This window comes from Erwinia sp. HR93 (assembly GCF_034555055.1).
GTDB classification, from domain to species: Bacteria; Pseudomonadota; Gammaproteobacteria; order Enterobacterales; family Enterobacteriaceae; genus Apirhabdus; species Apirhabdus apintestini.
In genome coordinates, this window is sequence record NZ_JAXUDP010000001.1 from 325,935 (window position 1) to 344,651 (window position 18,717).

Genomic DNA, 18,717 nt, shown 5'->3' on the forward strand with positions numbered 1-18,717 from the left:
CGCTAACCCTCGATGGGTTGCGCTGTGCCTTTTGTTTCAGGGGTAGAGATAATGAGAAATATAATACTCACGCTCGCCGCTTTCGGGCTGGCAACCACATTTGCCCTGTCTTTTGGCGCTAATGCCGCGGTAAAAAACATAAGTAATCAGGATGCGCAACAAATGCAGGCCATGGGCAGCGTATCGGTTTCCCACGTGGGCGGTTCACCGATGGCTATTCGCAGCGAACTGGCGCATAAAGCCGAAAAGGAAGGCGCTAACGGCTACCTTATCACTGAATTACATCAAGGCAGTAACTGGCACGCAACTGCACAGCTTTACAAATAAACCCTCGTCGTCGTGTCCGACGACTTGCCCCCGCATCCGCGGGGGCTTTTTTATGCCTCTCTGACCTCAGGTAAATTTAACCAGAGAAGCGCTACGAAAGGCCTCCCCAGTGCAGTGCTTTCACCTCCATATATTCTTCAAGCCCCAGCACCGATCCTTCACGCCCCAATCCGGACGCCTTCACTCCCCCAAAAGGAGCGAGCTCCGTCGAGACCGTGCAGGCGTTAATTCCGACCATCCCACTTTCTAACTGCCCGGAAACGCGGAAAATCCGCGATATGTCCTGAGTGTAAAAATAGGCGGCAAGGCCATAGGGCGTATTATTGGCACGCTTAATGACTTCTTCCTCACTGGTAAATCGAAAGCAGGCGGCTACGGGACCAAAGGTTTCCTCTTGAGCCAGCGCCATATCATCGCTGGCGTCCGCCAATACCGTTGGCGCCCAGAAATTCCCCCCTTTCGAGTGCGGTTTTCCTCCGGTGAGCACGCGAGCGCCTTTATTAACCGCATCATCAATGTGTTCCTTTACTTTCTCCAGCGCCGCAGGTTCTATCAGCGGGCCAACCACAACGCCTTCTTCCATTCCATCGCCCACATTTAACTTAGCCACGGCCTGCGCAAGGCGTTTGGTAAAGTCATCATAAATGCCTGACTGAATAAAAAATCGGTTTACGCTAACGCACACCTGCCCGGCATTCCGGAATTTATTGGCAACTGCGCCGGCAACGGCAGCGTCAATATCCGCATCATCAAATACGATATAAGGCGCATTACCACCGAGTTCCAGCGAGATTTTTTTTAGCGTTTCCGACGAGCGACGCATCAACATTTTTCCGACGCGCGTTGAGCCGGTAAAAGAGATTTTGCGTACTACCGGGCTTTCCATGATTGCATCACTGATTGAAGAAGTGTCACCAGCCACGGCGTTCAGCACCCCCTCCGGCACCCCCGCTTTTTGCGCCAGCGCTAGCAGCGCAAAGGCGCTCAGCGGGGTATTATTCGCAGGTTTGATGATGCCCGTACAGCCGGCCGCCAGCGCCGGACCAAGTTTGCGGGTTAGCATCGCCACCGGGAAATTCCATGGGGTAATCGCAGCCACAACGCCAACGGGTTCCCGGGTCGCCAAAATCCGCGTCCCCGCCTGCGCCGGGGGAATAATTTCGCCGTTTGCGCGCTTGGCCTGTTCTGCAAACCATTGGATGAAACTGGCGGCGTATTCGACCTCTCCTTCCGCCTCTTTTAACGGTTTGCCCTGTTCCGCCGTCATCAGACGCGCCAGCCACGCTTTATGGCTGATTATCAGGTGATACCAGCGATAAAGAATTTCACTCCGCGCTTTCGCCGTTTGCGCCCGCCACTGAGGAAAAGCGTCAGATGCAGCAGCAATGGCTGCCTCAGTCTCACGACGTCCCGCTTTCGCCACTTGCGCTATCACCTCGCCGGTCGCGGGATTAAGCACATCAAAAGTGTCAGCTAGCGATAGCCATTTGCCACCCACAAAATATCCGTGGCGGAACAGTTCATGTTCCGTTATTGCCGTCCCGGTCATATTCACCTCCTGTATTCACATCAAAGAGGTAAGTATAGAAAAGCCGGCGCAAAGCGGCCGGCTGGAGAAATCTATCGCAACTAATTTAGTCAGGCGGGTATTTGGCGCACCCCGCTATCAACCACGGAATGCCGCCGGGTTAGCTTTCTGTAAGCACGTGCTGATATTTATTCAGAATATAAGCTAATCGTCGCACCGGCTCCGTTACCTGCAGCGGTGCTTCCCAGAACCGCAGCTTATCCTGATAAATTTCAAGTTCTTCCTGAAGCTGGTGAAAGTAGAGCGCGCGCTTTGCATCACTGGATGCCGAAATAACGCGATCCGCCGTTTGCCTGAGTATCCGGTGGAAAGCTGATAGATCGTCATTCTCTGGAATCGGCGCGTTTCGCAGGCGCTGATGCGCAATAATCAACGTCAGCGCCAGCCGAAATTTTGCGATATCCCCGGGGAACTTGTTAAGCAGCAGGAAAAGCTGCTGATAAAGCGCAGGCAAATGGTTTTCTCTGCGGCGCGCTTTATTGGTGGTTAGCGCCGACACGGCCGCAGAAACAAACTGATTTAACAGGGTGCGCCCGGTATATTCCCGGGAATTATCGCGTACCAGCAAAATGACGAGCAGCGCCAGCGCCACGCCGACCAGTTGCCCCAGCGCGCTATCCAGGAACATATTGAACTGAAAAGTCATTGGGTTGCTTAACACCAGCGTGTTAATCGTTCCGGCCATCGCGCCAAGAGTTCCCAGCCTGCGTTTTTGCACTTCAATACCGATAAAAAACGCAAATAGCCCCATACTCAGGCATAGCAACAGCATGCTTTGCTGCGTCGAAGGCAGCACCACCAGAAAGTAGAATGCTCCAATGGGCAACGCGGCAATCATGCCGTATAGAAAATCGATTGCGACCATCTTAGGGTTAGGCAGACGCATCGCCAGAGAGGTTACAACAGCGATCATCACCATTGCCGAACTGCCCGATGTCCAGCCGGTCCATAGCCAAAACAGTGTCCCCAGCGCGCTGGCCAAGGTTGTACGCCAGAAATTGACCATCGCATGATGCCGCTCGGCAGAAACCGGTTTAATAATTGTTTCACCAGTCAGTACTCCATTCTCGATAGCGCTGATGCGCGTATTCCCCTGCACGCCGCGTTTTAACAGCAGATAGCGCGTCGCGCTACTGACCCAGCTATAGAGCGTCACCGGAATATCTTTTTGTCCGGCGCCGGCAAAAACCTGGCGAGCCGCCTTCAGCCGGTTATGGACTTCCAGCGCGGTTTCCGCCGGCTGTGAAAAAAGCGCCTTATACTCATGAGGGAAAGCCTGAGGGCGGGTATTTTGAATCAAAAAACTTTCACAGGCCTGAGTGATCATCGTCAGCGACAGTGTGTTAATCACCTGCAAACGGCGATTGGCGCGCCGCCAGCGCGACGACTCTATATTCAAATTGCTGCGCATTCCATCTAATGCGGTGGTACGCCGTACCAGGCTGCTCCACGCATTGTCTACCGCTTCAGCGTCTTCATGGGCGAGGCAAAGCTGCATCAGTTTGTACTGATCGACTAATAATCCATCAAGCTCGCGATCGATTTCCTGCTTAATAGAGCGCGGGGAAAACAGCAAATCAGCCACTATGGCGCAGATAATCCCGATGACAATCTCACTACAGCGCTCAATAGCAAGCTGCGGCGCGGTCAGTGGCGCATGTTCGATGCTAATGATAATAATCAGCGCCGTATAGCCGGATAGCCCCCAGGCATAAGAGTTCTCAATGCGCACCAGTGAAGAGATCCAGGTACAAAATCCTGCCCAGATACAGCCCACCAGCAGCATCACTACCGGCGCGCGGATCAGCGATGTGATAATAACCAGCGCGGCGATACAGCCAATAAAAGTACCGGCAATCCTTAACATACCGCGATAGCGGATTGCGCCGGAGTATGGCTCTCCACCTGCAGCAAACGCTGGTCCGGCAGCGACTATCGCCGCAGTTAGCGCCGCCCAGCGCGGCGTGACCAGTTGGAAATGGAAACCGATAAAAAGCGCCAGCAATACGGCCGTGGCCAGCTTGACCGCAAAGCGTAAATGCAGGTGTGAAATCGTCAGAAAGCCCATACCCGCTTAGCCAAACTCACGCAGACGATGCAGTAACCGCATGAAGGGAGAGTGCTGCTGTTCACGACGATCGCGGGCGCCGGTTATCACGATAGTCGCCGTAGTGCCAGCAGGGAACAAATTACCGACCCGCTCATCCAGGCGGATACGCACCGGAACACGCTGTGCCAGGCGAACCCACTCCAGATTGGAGTCCACCGTCGCCATGCCTTTACTGTCATTTTTACTGCTGGCATTAGTCACCCCGGCGGAGATACTTTCAACGGTGCCTTTCAATACGCGGTTGCTACCGAGCGGCGTGATCTCTGCACGATAGCCCGGCCTAATCCCATGAAGCTTAGTCTCTTCCATATAAGCCAGAATATAAAATGAGTCTTTTTTTACTAACGCAACTGCGGTGGAGCCGCGCGTAATAAACTCGCCGACGTAAACATTAAGATTGGTTATCCATCCGTCAGACGGCGCGCGAACGGTCGTGCGTTCTAAGTCCAGCTTTGCCAAATCGCGCGTCGCCTGGGCCTTAGCTAACTGATGCAGCGAAGTCTGCAAACCATTATTCGATTGTTCTATCTCTTCGCGAGACATGGCCTGGATGCCTAAGCGATTACGTCGCCCGGCTTCGCGCCGCTTTTCATTCACCAGCGCTTCATAATAGCCGACGTCCGCCTCAGCCTGCGCCAGCGCCTGCTGGTAGCGCGGTTTATCCACGGTGAATAATATCTGCCCTTTTCGCACCGGTTGATTATCATGAACCTGTACGTCCGTTATCAGCCCTGCAACATCGGGGGCAATAGCGACAACATCGGCGGTAAAACGCGCGTCGCGCGTCCATGGCGACTCCGTATAAAAGCTCCAGATACGGAAAATAGCAATGATGGCAATAAGAACCAGCACCAGCGTCACGCCGGTGCGGAGCAATTTTCTTGTTAGCGTTTTCACATCAACCTCAAACAAACAAGCGCGATATCAACCAAAACAGGCAGCAGTACAGGGCCGTATTAAACAGCGCCGGGTGCCAGACAAAATCATAGATCCCCGTAGGGGTAAGCACGCGCCGCACCAGCCAAAAAATCGCCAGTGAAAGAAGCAGCTCAACGAATATCGGTGGAAACGAAAGTCCGAAAACCACGATAACCGGAAATAAACTCATGTTAATCCTGGAAGTACAAGCAGGTGACCGTTTATTGTTTACCAGCGGCGCCACGAAGAGAATGGCGGAAGGTGCGAGGGAGAAATCGCGCCGTTGGTTTTGTTAAAAATAGTATATTAACGTAACTGTTAACCTGTTATCTATTACTTGTGATCTAAATCACTTTTAAGCCAGAGTGAATAATGAATCGATTAAAACACATGTCCGTGTTTGCAAGCGTTGTGGAATTTGGCTCGTTTACCGCAGCCGCGCGCCAGCTACAAATGAGCGTATCCTCAATTAGTCAGACCATATCTCAACTGGAAAACGAGCTACAGGTTAAACTGCTTAACCGCAGTACGCGCAGCATTGGCCTGACAGAAGCCGGGAAAATCTATTATCAGGGCTGCCGAAAAATGCTACAGGAAGCGCACGCGGTTCATGAACAGCTTTATGCATTTAATAACACGCCTACCGGCACGTTACGCATCGGCAGTTCTTCAACGATGGCGCAAAATATCCTGGCGAGTATGACCGCCGATATGCTGCGAGAATATCCGGGCCTCACGGTCAATTTAGTGACCGGCATCCCCGCACCGGATCTGATTGCCGATGGTTTGGATCTGGTTATCCGCGTTGGATCACTGCAAGACTCCAGCCTGTTCTCACGTAAACTGGGCGCAATGCCCATGGTGGTTTGTGCCTCGCGGGGCTATTTAGCCCAATATGGCACGCCGGAAAAACCGACGGACTTAGTCAATCATTCCTGGATAGCCTATAGCGTTCGCCCTGACAATGAGTTCGAGCTGGTCGCTCCGGAAGGAATTTCAACGCGGCTGACGCCAAAAGGCCGGTTTGTCACGAATGACCCGATGACGCTGACGCGCTGGATTTCCGTCGGCGCGGGCATCGCATATGTGCCGCTGATGTGGGTAATTAACGGTGTAAACAGCGGTGAACTGGAAGTTTTGCTCCCGCGCTATCAGTCTGCACCCAGACCGGTTTACGCGCTCTATACCGAAAAAGACAAGCTGCCGCTTAAAGTGCAGGTTTGTATCAACTATCTGAGCGATTATTTCGTGAAAGTCGCGCAGCTTTATCAGGATATGCGCAGAGGCAGCAGTGGCAGGCGAAGCGAGCGCTAACTTCCCGCCCCGCCGGAAGAAAGTTTATGCCGTACCGCCGACGGTCAGTTTATCGACTTTTAGCGTAGGCTGGCCCACGCCGACAGGCACACTTTGCCCCTCTTTACCACAAACGCCCACGCCGTTATCCAGCGCTAAGTCATTTCCCACCATGGATATCTGCTGCATGGCTTCGATTCCGGAGCCAATCAGCGTCGCGCCTTTCACCGCGCGCGTCACTTTCCCTTTCTCAATCAGATAGGCTTCTGAGGTTGAAAAGACAAATTTCCCGGAGGTAATATCCACTTGCCCACCGCCGAAATTAGGTGCGTACAGGCCGTAGTCAACGGATTCAATAATTTCCTGCGGCGTGGATTCACCTGCCAGCATATACGTATTGGTCATTCGCGGCATTGGCAGATGCGCGTAAGACTCACGACGCCCGTTACCCGTAGGCTGCAAACCCATCAGGCGCGCATTTAGCTTATCCTGCATGAAACCTTTCAGGATGCCATTTTCAATCAGCACATTATACTGGCCGGGAACCCCTTCATCGTCGATGGCGAGTGAACCGCGACGATTGGTCATTGTGCCATCATCAACAACGGTGCACAGCGGTGAAGCCACCAGCTCGCCCATCTGCCCGCTAAATACCGACGTCCCCCGGCGATTAAAATCACCTTCCAGCCCATGGCCAACCGCCTCATGCAGTAAAACGCCAGGCCAGCCGGCGCCGAGAACCACGGGCAATGTTCCGGCCGGTGCCGCGACGGCGGAAAGATTGACCAGCGCCATACGTACCGCCTCTTTCGCCCAGGCTTCAGCGCGCACCTCACCGTTTACCGGTGCCAAAAACCATTCATAGCCGAAGCGTCCACCGCCGCCGCTTGAACCGCGTTCACGCTTACCATCTTCCTCAACCTGGACACTCACGGACAAACGCACCAGCGGGCGAACATCCGCCGCCAGCGTACCGTCCGTGGCGGCGACCAGAATCAGTTCATAGACGCCGCTCAGGCTGGCGTTCACTTCCTGAACGCGCGTATCTTCTGCCCGCGCCACCGCATCCACCCGGCGCAGAATATTCAATTTTTCTTCACGCGTCATACTTTGAAGCGGATCGATCGCCATATATAAAGGTTTATGTTCACCCCCTACCAGCGCTCGGGCTTTTCCATTTCCCTGTTCCCGCACAATACTGCGCGCAGCCTGCGCGCTTTGCTCCAGCGATAGCAGGTTTATCTGGTCTGCATAGGCAAAGCCGGTTTTCTCGCCGCTTACCGCACGCACGCCGAGGCCCTGGTCAATATTCCAGGAACCGTCTTTAATAATTTTATCTTCCAGTACCCACGACTCATGGTAGCTGGACTGAAAATAAAGGTCGCCGTAATCAAGACGGCGCTCGGATAGCTGTTCAAGGATAGAAAACAGATGCTGATGGCTCAGACCATGAGCAGCAAGTAACTGCTCACTGACAAGATTAAGGGTCATTGATGATTACTCATGCGTTCCGCGCCGGCTGTCCGGCGCATACGGGTTTATTCAGTGAGCTTGAGGCAATTCCCGGCGCGCGTCAATCATTGCGCTTTTTCGCGCCGCGGCTGCCTTAGCACTTCGTTTATTTGCGGCTTATCGATGGGGCCGGAAATGTGATAGCGCAGAACTGAAATTTTATTCCACAGCGGGCTTAACACCTGGCTTGCGGCAAACACGGCGGCACCGATTATCGGGTTAACCGCAAAAGCGGTCGCAACGCCGACTGTCGCAGAGACCGCAGGCGTTACCGTTGCGTCGAGATTTAGCTCTCGCCGCACGAAATCCACGCGACCTTTCATCGCAATATCGGCCTCCAGCCCATCAACCAGCATATCATCGGTATGCAGTACACCATCTTTTATCCACGCAGTACTGCGCACGGAGTCAAAATAGAATCCCTGGCCGAAGGTATCGCTGAAATCCAGTTTCAGTTTACGCAGCAGCGCATCAAAACTGATTAACCGCAGAAGCTGCCCCGCATGGCCCGCGCCAAAATCATCAATCTGCCCTTTCCCAAGCCGACTATGAATAATGCCGTTTAGCGACCGTTCATCCAGCCGCCAAGGCGCATCGCGCCAGTGCAAATCATATTTTGCATCGAACGGCGCCCCCTTCACCGGCGTTGTCAGCCCAAAAAAACCAAGAGCAGCATCTATTTTTTTGCCCACCAGCTCGCCTTTTAGCGAGGTGCGCGGCGCGTCGGCTTGGTTTATCCATTCACCATTGACAGTCAGTCGGGCAAACCCGGCGTCAACCAGCCCATTACGCAGCGTTAACGTACTTCCCTTCACGGCAAAATCACCGTCAATGCGGCCATATTTTTGTCCCCACAGCCAGCACTCCGCGCAGCGCAAAGCAATGTCCGGCCAGCCGTGGAAATCAATATGCTCAGGCGTATCAGCCAGCGGCGCAGGCGCAGTTTTATCATCTGCGGCGCGCCTTTTTTGCTGCGGATTATAGTAAAGATAGCGAATTTGCGCCTGCCAGGGGGCTCCGTTACTCATGGTCAAATCGCCATCCAGTTCTCTGGCACGGGCGGTGACGCGCATGCCATCAGAAAAAGGCTGAGCGTTTAGTTGAAGGTTCCGCCACTGCTGCCCTCCCAGCGTCAAGGCCGGCGTCGACAGGCGAGTAACCTCCGGCAGACGCAGCTTCGCTGTCGTCGACGGCGCCGGTTTGCGTTGAAACAGCGCCAGCCACGCCTCGCCGTTAAGCGCTGGCAGATTCAACTCCAGTCCCGCCGCTGAAGGCAATGCCGGGCTTTTGGTCGTCTTAGTGGTAACAATCCCGCGCTCCAGCTCCAGGGTATTGCCTAATAACCAACGGCTGGCAAAGTGACTTTGCCCGCCGGCGCTGGCGTTGAGGTCAAAATGCGTAAGATCGCCATTAGCGTTAACTTTTACCGGTAAAGGCTCGCCTGCGGACTTATCTAACGGCGATGGTAAGTGACTACTTACTTCTTTTAAATCCCCCGCAAGATTAACCTGATACCGGGCACCGCCGCGATAGGGTAATGTAATTGCCACGTCGCCTTGCCAGGGCACGACGCCGGCTACGACGTCATCTAACTGTTTCGGTAGTATGCCCATCGCGACCGGATTCCAGCGCCCATTCAGATTAATGCCGACCTGATACTCTTTCGCCCCTTCCCGCGTTTCAAAGCGCAGAGCAACCGGCTGATGAAACCAGCGGGCGTTAAGCGGCTGGCTTGTTAGATAACCATTCGCAAAATGAAAATCACCGCTCAGGCTGTCCAGTTCACAATCGAGCGGCTTGATAAATAGGCGGTTATTACGTAGCTGCACATCACCTTTTGCCAGCACCGTTTCCCCGTCGAGCGGAATATCAAGATTTAGCCGCGCTTTTACATCGCCGCTAAGCTGCAATTGTTCCAGCGTCGCGCCCAACGAACTCTTCAGCGGCGTTTGCTGGAAATAAGGGCCCACCGCCTCACCAGGCCCACTGATATCTGCATCTATTAACAATTTGCTGCGCGAATAATCCGGGATAGTCGCCCGTAAATTTCGCCCGGTCACGCCGCCCAGTTTCACCTGCGGTGCCTTCATCCATAAACCGTCGTTAATAAAATCCAGTTCCATATCGAGATTTTGTAGTGCAGGCCAGCCTGGCTGGAAAGCAAACGTGGCACCGCGCAGCGGTACCAGTACTTCAAATTGCCCTTCATTGTGTTTGTAGGGAAACAGACGTGGGTTTCCCCCGTACACCAGCGTTGCGTTATCTACTTTTCCTCCCTGAATCGCACCGGAGAGATAGTCCGCCAGTTTGTTCCCCATCAGATTATGCGGGAAATATCGCCACGCCTGCCCGGCATCGGTAGTACTAATGCCTGCAACAATGCCAAGCCACGGAGCGTCATTATTAAGTTGGCTATAGCGAAAATCACCGCGCGCGCGCAGCGCTTTTGCCTGCACGTCCAGTTGCTGGCCGAGCAGGGAAAACCCATCCGCACTGTGCCGCCAGTGGAACGCACCCGCCCCGTGCACTATCTCAAGCGGCGCTTTGAAAACGCCGCTATAAGGCATCACGGCATCGTGCAAATTGAGATGAAGCAGGCCGTCTTCAAGACTGCCTGCAACATCTCCGGATACATGCTGCGCGCCGGGCAGCAGTTTCCACTGCTGCCAGCTCAGATCGCGCCAGCGCCCCTGCAAACGCGTCTTCTCCGGCTGCTGCAGCGGGATATCCAGCGCCAGTTTTTGTAAATGTCCCTGCGGGCGCAGGTTTTTCCAGACGTCACTCAACGTCGGCGCAAATTTCTGCGCGATGGTGCGTAAAGGAAGAAGATCTTCCAGCCGCAGATTCCCCGCGCGTACCCGCAGTTCCGCGCTACGCTCGTTGTTTATACCACCCACGCTTTGTTCAGGAAGCCACGCCAGGCTGAGCGCTCCGGCGGGCCAGCGCCGCCCGTCAATGTCAATCCGGGTATCTGGAATGCTTATTTGCCATCCGTTTTGCAGCGCATTGACGTGCGCCGTTAGCCCATCGACGTTAAGGCGATGCAGGCTATCCTGCTCTCCGGCCCAGGCGGCCCCGCCCTGGCGCAAAAACAAATCGCCACCGGTGGGAAGCCCGTCTTTAATTTGCATCCACGCCTGCAGGCTAAAGCGCGCTTCATGCAAATCGATTTTTTCATTCAACCAGTGGCTAAGCCACGGCTTTACATCAACGTCATCCGCCTGCATCCATACGCGGCCGTGGCTTAATAAGCCGCCGTTATCCCTGAGATCCATGCGCATTTGTACCACGCCGTGCTGGCCGGTAAAGCTCGTCATACTAATTTGCCCTTCCGCGCGGTGGCGCCCGGAAGTATTCAGCCAGGTAAGCTGAGGGACAGCGATTTCCGCGCGCTGCCCGGAGGGCGTAAGAAAGCTCACGCGGCTATCGCGCAAAGTAAAATGGTCGAATTGATTTAGAAAGAGATCGGTTGCGCGATCGGAGGAAATCCCTTTTCCGCTGCGCTGAGCAATCGGCTGATTTAAGCGTAGATATAGCTGATAAAAGGTGAGGTCGCGAAACTGCCAGCGCATATGCAGCAGGCTTTGCCAGACATCCAGCGCCAGCGTGACGCGGGATGCGTTCAGATGCCCGCCGTCTTCAAGCCCAATATTCAGGTCGCGCATCTCAATCTGCGGCCCGAAATTGCGCCATTTGGCCCGGATGTGCTGTAGCGAAACAGGAGTACCGGTGGCGCGCTCAATCTGCGTGAGTATCGCAGGGCGCCAGCGGTCCAGATGCGGCAGCGCCAGACGCAAACCACTCACTATCAGTGCGACAATAACGATAAGCGTTGCGCCCGTGAGTAGCAAAATGCCCGGCAGTCGCCTCACTCTTGACTCCTTGTTAACCGCCGCAGCGGATGCCAGTATGCGGCGCAGGCCACATTACATCATCACAACGTCAAACTGCTCCTGGTTATAGAGCGGTTCTACCTGAACTTTCACCTGCTTACCGACAAAGATCTCCACTTCGGCCAGCGAGTGAGACTCTTCGCTTTTAAGCGCATCTGCCACGGTTTGGGACGCATACACCAAAAAACGATCGGAGTCATAAGCGTGATGCACACGCACAATCTCACGCAGGATTTCATAACACACGGTTTCGACGGTTTTTACCGTTCCACGCCCCTGGCAGGTAGGACAATCAAAGCACAGTACGTGTTCCAGGCTTTCACGCGTGCGCTTGCGCGTCATTTCTACCAGCCCCAGTTGTGAAAATCCGTTAATACTGGTTTTTACGCGATCCTTGCTAAGCGCCTGCTCAAGGGAATGCAGTACGCGCCGACGGTGATCGTCACTGTTCATATCGATAAAATCGATGATGATAATCCCACCCAAATTGCGCAGCCGAAGCTGGCGCGCTATCGCCTGCGTAGCTTCAATGTTAGTGTTAAAAATCGTATCGTCCAGGTTGCGATGCCCGACAAAAGCGCCGGTGTTAATATCCACCGTCGTCATCGCCTCGGTTTGATCGATAATCAGGTAACCGCCAGACTTCAGTTCCACTTTGCGCTCCAGCGCGCGCTGAATTTCATTTTCTACGTCAAACAGATCGAAAATCGGCTGACGCCCGCTGTAATGTTCCAGTTTGCTGGCCATTTCAGGAATATATTCGCCGGTAAACTCAAGCAGCCTCTCATAAGTAAGCCGCGAGTCCACGCGAATACGATCGAGCGCTGCGTCGGCAAAATCGCGCAGTACGCGCTGCGCCAGCGCCAACTCTCCATACAGTTTACAGCGGGTTTGCTGGCGCTTTTTGCGCTCCATGACCTTATTCCACACGCGCTTGAGATAAGCGGCATCGGCAGCAAGGGCGTTATCGCGCACGCCTTCCGCCGCGGTGCGAATAATAAATCCTCCCTGATCGTCGCAATAGTCAGCGACAATGCGTTTTAGCCGCTCGCGCTCTTCCTCGCTCTCAATACGCTGGGAAACGCCGACATGAGACGCCCCGGGCATAAAAACCAGATAGCGCGATGGCAGTGTGATATCGGTGGTTAAACGTGCGCCCTTCGTCCCGAGCGGGTCTTTCACCACCTGCACCATTAAATCCTGCCCCTGGCGTACCAGTTGGGAGATATCCCGCACGGTGAAATTCTTCTGTTCGTCCCCGGCAACGCACTCCGTATGCGGCATAATGTCTGAAGCGTGCAGAAAAGCCGCTTTTTCCAGGCCAATATCTACAAAAGCCGCCTGCATGCCCGGCAGCACGCGACTAATTCGACCCTTGTAGATATTTCCTACAATTCCCCGGCGCGCATCTCGCTCAATATGGATTTCCTGAAGAATACCGCCATCGATATACGCAACCCGCGTCTCCGATGGAGTCATATTTACCAGAAGTTCAGCCGTCATGTTGCCCTCGTTCATCCCGTAACGCAGTAAAGTTGCTGAGCAATTCGCGCGTTTCAACCAGCGGCAGGCCCATCACGGCATAATAACTGCCATCTATTTTTCTGACGAAGCAACCGCCGCCGCCCTGAATGCCGTAGGCGCCTGCTTTATCCATCGGTTCGCCACTGGCGACATAATCCGCAATATCCTGCGGCGACAGCGTACAGAAACTCACCTGCGTCGCCACAATGCAATCCAGCATATGCCACTTGTCTGCAACGGCGACAGCGGTGATAACTTGATGCGTCTGCCCGGAAAGCTGCCCCAGCATTTGTGCGGCGTGCTCCGCGTCGCGCGGTTTTTCCAGAATCTCACCGTGCAGCACAACGATAGTGTCCGCTCCCAGCACCGGCAAATCTCGGGGAGCCAGCGCTACTCCTGCGCGCGCTTTTTCCTGCGCTAGCCGGCGAACATAGGTCCGGGCATCTTCATCGTAACGGCGGACTTCTTCAATATTCGGCACAATACGCTCGAATGGAATACCCAGTTGCGCCAGGAGTTCCTGGCGGCGCGGCGATCCCGATGCCAGCCAAATTGGATTCATGAATTACCTTATTGCACGGAAAACTGATGGCGGATTTTTCGCATGAGCAAAAACAGCCACGGCCAGAGAACGCCGCTGACAACGCTGCTCCAGAACACTTCCGGGCGGAACGCGACATCAATTACCAGAAATTCTGACCAGAACACGATAACGTCAACCGCCAGCGAAAGCAGCATAATGACCAGCGCCTGCTGCCAGAGCGCCAGGTTACGTAACAGCTGGAACTTCAGCGCAACTAAATAAGCAACCACACTGATAGCCAGCGCGCGTACGCCCAAAATCGAACCGCCTATCAAATCCAGCACTACGCCCAATATAAAGCCGGAACCAACGTTAACCCGATGCGGCAGCGCAAGTATCCAGTATATCAGGATTAGCAATACCCAATTTGGCCGGTATACCATAAGGTTATCCGGCCATGGCATCACCTGTAGCAGTAGCGCAATCAGGAAAGAAGACCAAATGATAAGGCGCCCCTGGCTACGATAGCTGCCCACTAACGACCTCCTGGTGCCATCGACGCTGGCGGGCGGTTGACTGACGAGGGCGAATTCCCCTGCGGCGGTGATGCCTGGGGGTACGGCGCAGCACTATTAGAGGGAGAGGCGTCGCCGGTGGTCGGTGCAGGAAGCGGAGCGGGCGGTCCCATAGTTGTCGGAGCAGGCAACACTTGCGGCATCATTTGCATTAAGCGTTCATTAGCAACGCGATGAACCTCTTCCGGAGTCATAGGATTTAGCCCATTGCGATCGGCGCCCCAGAGTAATAGCAAATAGCGTAACCGCTGCAGCCCGGCGGTTGAGCGCGCCTTAATAACCGTATAGGCCCGCTGGTTATCCACGCGAACCGAGGAAACCACGCCGACCGGATAACCTTCAGGAAAACGACCGCCAAGACCGGATGTCACCAGGACATCGCCAACGCGGATATCAGTATTCGCCGGCAGATTCTCCAGTTGAAGATCGTCGGTACATCCACTGCCTGCCGCAATCACCCGAATGTCGTTGCGCAGCACTTGTACCGGCAGCGCATGTGTGGCGTCACAAATCATTAATACCCGGCTGGTCAGTTTCGCAACGGCAATAACCTGCCCAACGACGCCTTTATCGCTAATGACCGGCTGGCCTTCATACACGCCATTTACGCTGCCTTTATCGATGACAATCTGATCGCTATACGGATCGTTAACCGTAGAAATGACCTGCGTGACCATTTTTTGTTCATCTTGCCGCAGCGGAGAGCCCAGCAGCTCACGCAGGCGCGCGTTTTCCTGCTTGTATTGCCCAAGCAGCATTAAATCGCTATTTTTCATGAGCAACTCATGACGTAGCGTGCGGTTTTCTTTTTCCAGACGATCGCGGGAAGAGAGCGACTGAGACACGCTGTCGAGCAATTCACGAGGGCCATTGGAAATAAAATAGAATGGGCTGACGGCGGTATCCATATAGGTCCGGATTTGGCTAAACGCACCTAAACGGCTGTCAGCAATAATCACGCCAAGCGCCACTATTACCGCCAAAATCAGGCGGATCTGCAGCGACGGGCCTCGGCTAAAAATAGGCTTCATAGATTATGCATATCCCGGCTCCGGAAAAGGGGCTGACGCCCCTTTTCTGTTGCGAATTACTCTTCGCTGAACAAATCGCCGCCGTGCATATCAATCATTTCCAGCGCCTTACCGCCACCGCGGGCCACGCAGGTTAACGGATCTTCAGCAACAACAACCGGAATGCCCGTCTCTTCCATAAGCAGGCGATCGAGATTACACAGCAGCGCGCCACCGCCCGTCAATACCATGCCGCGCTCGGAGATATCAGACGCAAGCTCAGGCGGACATTGCTCAAGCGCCACCATTACAGCGCTAACGATGCCGGTAAGAGGTTCCTGCAGCGCTTCCAGTATCTCATTGGAATTCAACGTGAAGCCGCGCGGAACGCCTTCCGCCAGATTACGCCCGCGCACTTCGATTTCGCGAACCTCATCGCCAGGATAAGCGGAACCGATTTCATGCTTGATGCGCTCAGCCGTCGCTTCACCAATCAGAGAACCGTAGTTACGACGCACATAGTTGATAATGGCCTCATCGAAGCGATCGCCCCCAATACGCACAGAAGAAGAATATACGACGCCGTTAAGCGAAATGACGGCAACTTCCGTAGTACCACCGCCAATATCGACCACCATTGAACCGGTGGCTTCAGAAACAGGCAGGCCTGCACCAATCGCTGCCGCCATAGGTTCTTCAATAAGAAATACCTCGCGGGCGCCTGCGCCCTGGGCCGATTCGCGGATAGCGCGACGTTCGACCTGGGTCGCGCCTACCGGCACGCAAACCAGCACGCGCGGGCTGGGACGCATAAAACTGTTGCTATGCACTTGTTTAATAAAGTGCTGCAGCATTTTCTCCGTCACAAAAAAGTCGGCAATAACGCCGTCTTTCATTGGGCGAATGGCCGCAATATTGCCAGGCGTACGGCCAAGCATCTGCTTAGCATCATGGCCCACAGCCGCAACGCTTTTTGGAGAACCAGCACGATCCTGGCGAATGGCCACAACGGAGGGCTCATTCAGTACGATGCCTTGTCCTTTTACATAAATAAGGGTATTCGCAGTACCCAGGTCAATGGACAGGTCATTGGAAAACATGCCGCGAAATTTTTTCAACATAACTAAGGGATAATCCTGAAAGCTGGGGCGGAAAACAAAATCCGCTTACTTTACCAACCACATGAAGCAGCGACAAGGCACAAAAAACGTTCTGCTTCGGTGAAAAATAATGCAGTTCGTTTCACCATTAACAGTTTGGCACATCTGGCGAAAAGCTCGCGCTAAATGTACTGAAGGTGAATTATTACGCTGCAACGATTCATGTAATGACTAAACTGGCGTTAATGTACTGCTTTTCCCGGCCCGCACTGATGCGATACTTCCGGAAAGCAGCGCGCGATATTCTACGTAAAAACCAGCTAAACGACAGGTTAAACCGGATATCTTTGCGAATATTTTTTCACATTACTGTCCAGAGGGCGCGATCCTACGAAAAAATCACCTTGCGCGCCCGCAACACCTTTCTCAATTAATGTCTGCCATTCGCCGCGGGTTCGCGTACCGGTCGCAAAAACTTGCGCCCGGGAGCCGCTGCACGCAGCAACCAGACTTTCAACAAATAGCTGATTTTCTGTACGCTTATCAATATTACGCACCAGGCCGGGATGTAATTTGACCAATTCGACGTCCAGAATGTGAATATAGGAGGTGCTGACTACGGTTAATCCCGCCTGCGTCACCGCCACTCTGGCCCCAAGCACCTTGATCAAACGTACGGTCGATTGTAAACGACCGATATGTTGACAAACATCCGCCTCTGCAAGTTCAAAAAGAATTCGCTGGCGTATCGATTTCTCACACTGCATTAGCGTATCGCGCAACCAGCGCTGAAAAGGCTGGCGAATCAGCGATTCTACCGTTATCGGGATAGCCAGCGTCTCTTCAGGCCAATATTGCAATAGCGCTATTACGCGCGAGACCATTAGTCTATCGTACTGCTCTGCCAGTCCAAACTGCTGAACAAGGGGCATGTATTCAGCGGAGACGACTTCCTGCTCGCCATCAAAAATCCGGCACATAATTTCACGATGATGCACTCGCCCATTGCGCATTACCGCTGGCTTTTGATACAAACGCGGGCCACCGCGACGCAGCATCTCTTCCAGCATAGTCCGCCATTTCACATTCCCGCGCCCTTTCTCCTGCAGCGTGTCATCAAACACCGCCCAGCCATTACTACCCTGAAGCACCGCATTACGCGCAGCCTCTTCCGCGTGCTCCATGACTTGCTCTACGCTCTGCCCACTGCGCCACACGCAAATACCGATGTGCAACATATCATGGCGATCCAGCATGTGCGTGGTCGGCAGTGAGTCCACGGATTTAAGAAGCTGATTGGCAATCCCTTCCGCTTCTTTCAGCGAGCTGTGAGGCAACAGTACCGCAAAATCACTGCGGAAATAGCGGGCCAGTAATGCCCCGGGATAGCGCAAAACAAACGTCGACAGAAGATTAACCAGCGTAAACAGGTATTCTTCAACGGCGCTGCGCCCTCAGGACTCGCGCAAAATATCGAAATCCGGCAGCCGGATCATCATGACGGCGCCATGCGCTCCAACCTGTTCATGATCTTCCAGCAGCGTCGCCAACTGGTTATCGAAAAATAGCCGGTTGTGTAGCCCGGTTTGCGCATCCTGAGCGGCATAGGAGCGTATTAAGGTATCCATACGGCTACGCTGTTCCCCCGCATGCTGCAGTTCCGTAAGCAGCATATTCAGCGCACCGCTAATTTTGGGAGGCCACTCCTGCAGCGTCCCAATGACCGCTTTATCGCGCTCGCCGTTCAGCACCCGCGCAGCCCGCCTTTCCATTAATTCAAGCCCGGCGAATTGGCGTCTTATCCAGCGCGCGGAAATAAATATCATGACAACCATGAAACCAATCCCCAGAGAAAGCGGTACGGTGGTCAACATGGAGCGAAAATAATCATCTACCGGATCGCGATAGCTCAGGCTCAGCGTTAATCCCGGATGTTTCATCAGGCTGGTTTCATAAATACGCGTGCGAAAGTAACTGCCTGCCGCCAGATAAGGTGGGGTAATTGCATAATCCACAATGCTGCGCTGGCCGGCGCTTAATGACAGGTGCGTAATTTCCTGTGGCAGCATCAGGCTTTCCAGGCGATCGCTCAACTGCGCCGGCGAACGCCACATGAGTTCATTATCAATAAGAACAATCACCATGCCTAATCGCTGATTAACCTTTTCCTGCACGGTGTGATAAAAGCTCCACGAGCACCCAATTAGGGTCACGAAGATGGCTAACCCAGTGATAAGAGCAGCGAAAGCGGAGAACTTCGTCGTTAAGCGCATCCTTGTGTTAACTCCGTTAAGTAAGATAAATAAACTTTCACTGCAATGATAGTAAGCACTAACTTATCAGT

General features: G+C 53.8%; 13 protein-coding genes and 1 pseudogene. 2 read left to right on the plus strand and 12 right to left on the minus strand.

What is annotated here, in order from left to right; translation table 11 throughout:
• The first annotated feature begins 51 nt into the window (after positions 1–51).
• Positions 52–327 (plus strand): YdgH/BhsA/McbA-like domain containing protein, encoded by a 276-nt coding sequence (locus SFA31_RS01545; RefSeq protein WP_322836411.1) that lies wholly within the window; start codon positions 52–54, stop codon positions 325–327.
• A gap of 91 nt (positions 328–418) precedes the next feature.
• Here SFA31_RS01545 and SFA31_RS01550 read toward each other — a convergent pair whose 3' ends face one another.
• The 4 genes from SFA31_RS01550 to aaeX all read right to left on the minus strand — a co-directional run bounded on the left by SFA31_RS01550 (position 419) and on the right by aaeX (position 5,133).
• Complete coding sequence (locus SFA31_RS01550; protein WP_322836412.1) at positions 419–1,876, minus strand: NAD-dependent succinate-semialdehyde dehydrogenase; 1,458 nt, start codon at positions 1,874–1,876, stop codon at positions 419–421.
• A gap of 139 nt (positions 1,877–2,015) precedes the next feature.
• On the minus strand, positions 2,016–3,983 hold the full coding sequence (gene aaeB, locus SFA31_RS01555; RefSeq protein ID WP_322836413.1) for a p-hydroxybenzoic acid efflux pump subunit AaeB: 1,968 nt from the start codon (positions 3,981–3,983) through the stop codon (positions 2,016–2,018).
• 6 nt (positions 3,984–3,989) lie between these two features.
• Entirely contained in the window at positions 3,990–4,922 is a 933-nt protein-coding gene (gene aaeA, locus SFA31_RS01560) for a p-hydroxybenzoic acid efflux pump subunit AaeA (RefSeq protein ID WP_322836414.1), read from the minus strand.
• 7 nt (positions 4,923–4,929) lie between these two features.
• Positions 4,930–5,133 (minus strand): p-hydroxybenzoic acid efflux pump operon protein AaeX, encoded by a 204-nt coding sequence (gene aaeX, locus SFA31_RS01565; RefSeq protein ID WP_322836415.1) that lies wholly within the window; start codon positions 5,131–5,133, stop codon positions 4,930–4,932.
• 182 nt (positions 5,134–5,315) lie between these two features.
• Here aaeX and aaeR point away from each other — a divergent pair, with 182 nt between their 5' ends.
• Positions 5,316–6,257, plus strand: a complete 942-nt coding sequence (aaeR, locus tag SFA31_RS01570) for an HTH-type transcriptional activator AaeR (protein WP_322836416.1) — start codon at positions 5,316–5,318, stop codon at positions 6,255–6,257.
• 24 nt (positions 6,258–6,281) lie between these two features.
• Here the strand turns inward: aaeR and tldD are convergent, their stop codons facing one another.
• The 8 genes and pseudogenes from tldD to csrD form a co-directional block, all read right to left on the minus strand.
• On the minus strand, positions 6,282–7,727 hold the full coding sequence (tldD, locus tag SFA31_RS01575; protein ID WP_322836417.1) for a metalloprotease TldD: 1,446 nt from the start codon (positions 7,725–7,727) through the stop codon (positions 6,282–6,284).
• An 86-nt stretch (positions 7,728–7,813) separates the two neighbouring features.
• Positions 7,814–11,620 carry an AsmA2 domain-containing protein YhdP gene (gene yhdP / locus SFA31_RS01580; RefSeq protein WP_322836418.1) on the minus strand — a complete coding sequence of 1,269 codons (3,807 nt, stop codon included), beginning with the start codon at positions 11,618–11,620 and terminating at the stop codon, positions 7,814–7,816.
• Between the two features lie 54 nt (positions 11,621–11,674).
• Positions 11,675–13,144: a ribonuclease G gene (gene rng, locus SFA31_RS01585; protein WP_322836419.1), complete on the minus strand. Its 1,470-nt coding sequence runs from the start codon at positions 13,142–13,144 to the stop codon at positions 11,675–11,677.
• Positions 13,134–13,727 carry a nucleoside triphosphate pyrophosphatase gene (locus tag SFA31_RS01590; protein ID WP_322836420.1) on the minus strand — a complete coding sequence of 198 codons (594 nt, stop codon included), beginning with the start codon at positions 13,725–13,727 and terminating at the stop codon, positions 13,134–13,136. Before SFA31_RS01590 ends, rng begins: the two co-directional genes overlap by 11 nt.
• An 8-nt stretch (positions 13,728–13,735) precedes the next feature.
• Positions 13,736–14,224, minus strand: a complete 489-nt coding sequence (mreD, locus tag SFA31_RS01595) for a rod shape-determining protein MreD (RefSeq protein ID WP_322836421.1) — start codon at positions 14,222–14,224, stop codon at positions 13,736–13,738.
• Positions 14,224–15,294, minus strand: a complete 1,071-nt coding sequence (gene mreC, locus SFA31_RS01600; protein WP_322836422.1) for a rod shape-determining protein MreC — start codon at positions 15,292–15,294, stop codon at positions 14,224–14,226. The genes mreD and mreC overlap by 1 nt, the downstream gene beginning before the upstream one ends.
• 56 nt (positions 15,295–15,350) lie before the next feature.
• The gene (mreB, locus tag SFA31_RS01605; RefSeq protein WP_079945497.1) at positions 15,351–16,394 is read right to left on the minus strand and encodes a rod shape-determining protein MreB; all 1,044 of its coding nucleotides are present in this window, start codon (positions 16,392–16,394) and stop codon (positions 15,351–15,353) included.
• Positions 16,395–16,705: 311 nt separating this feature from the next.
• Positions 16,706–18,646: pseudogene (csrD, locus tag SFA31_RS01610) on the minus strand (RNase E specificity factor CsrD).
• Positions 18,647–18,717: the final 71 nt, after the last annotated feature.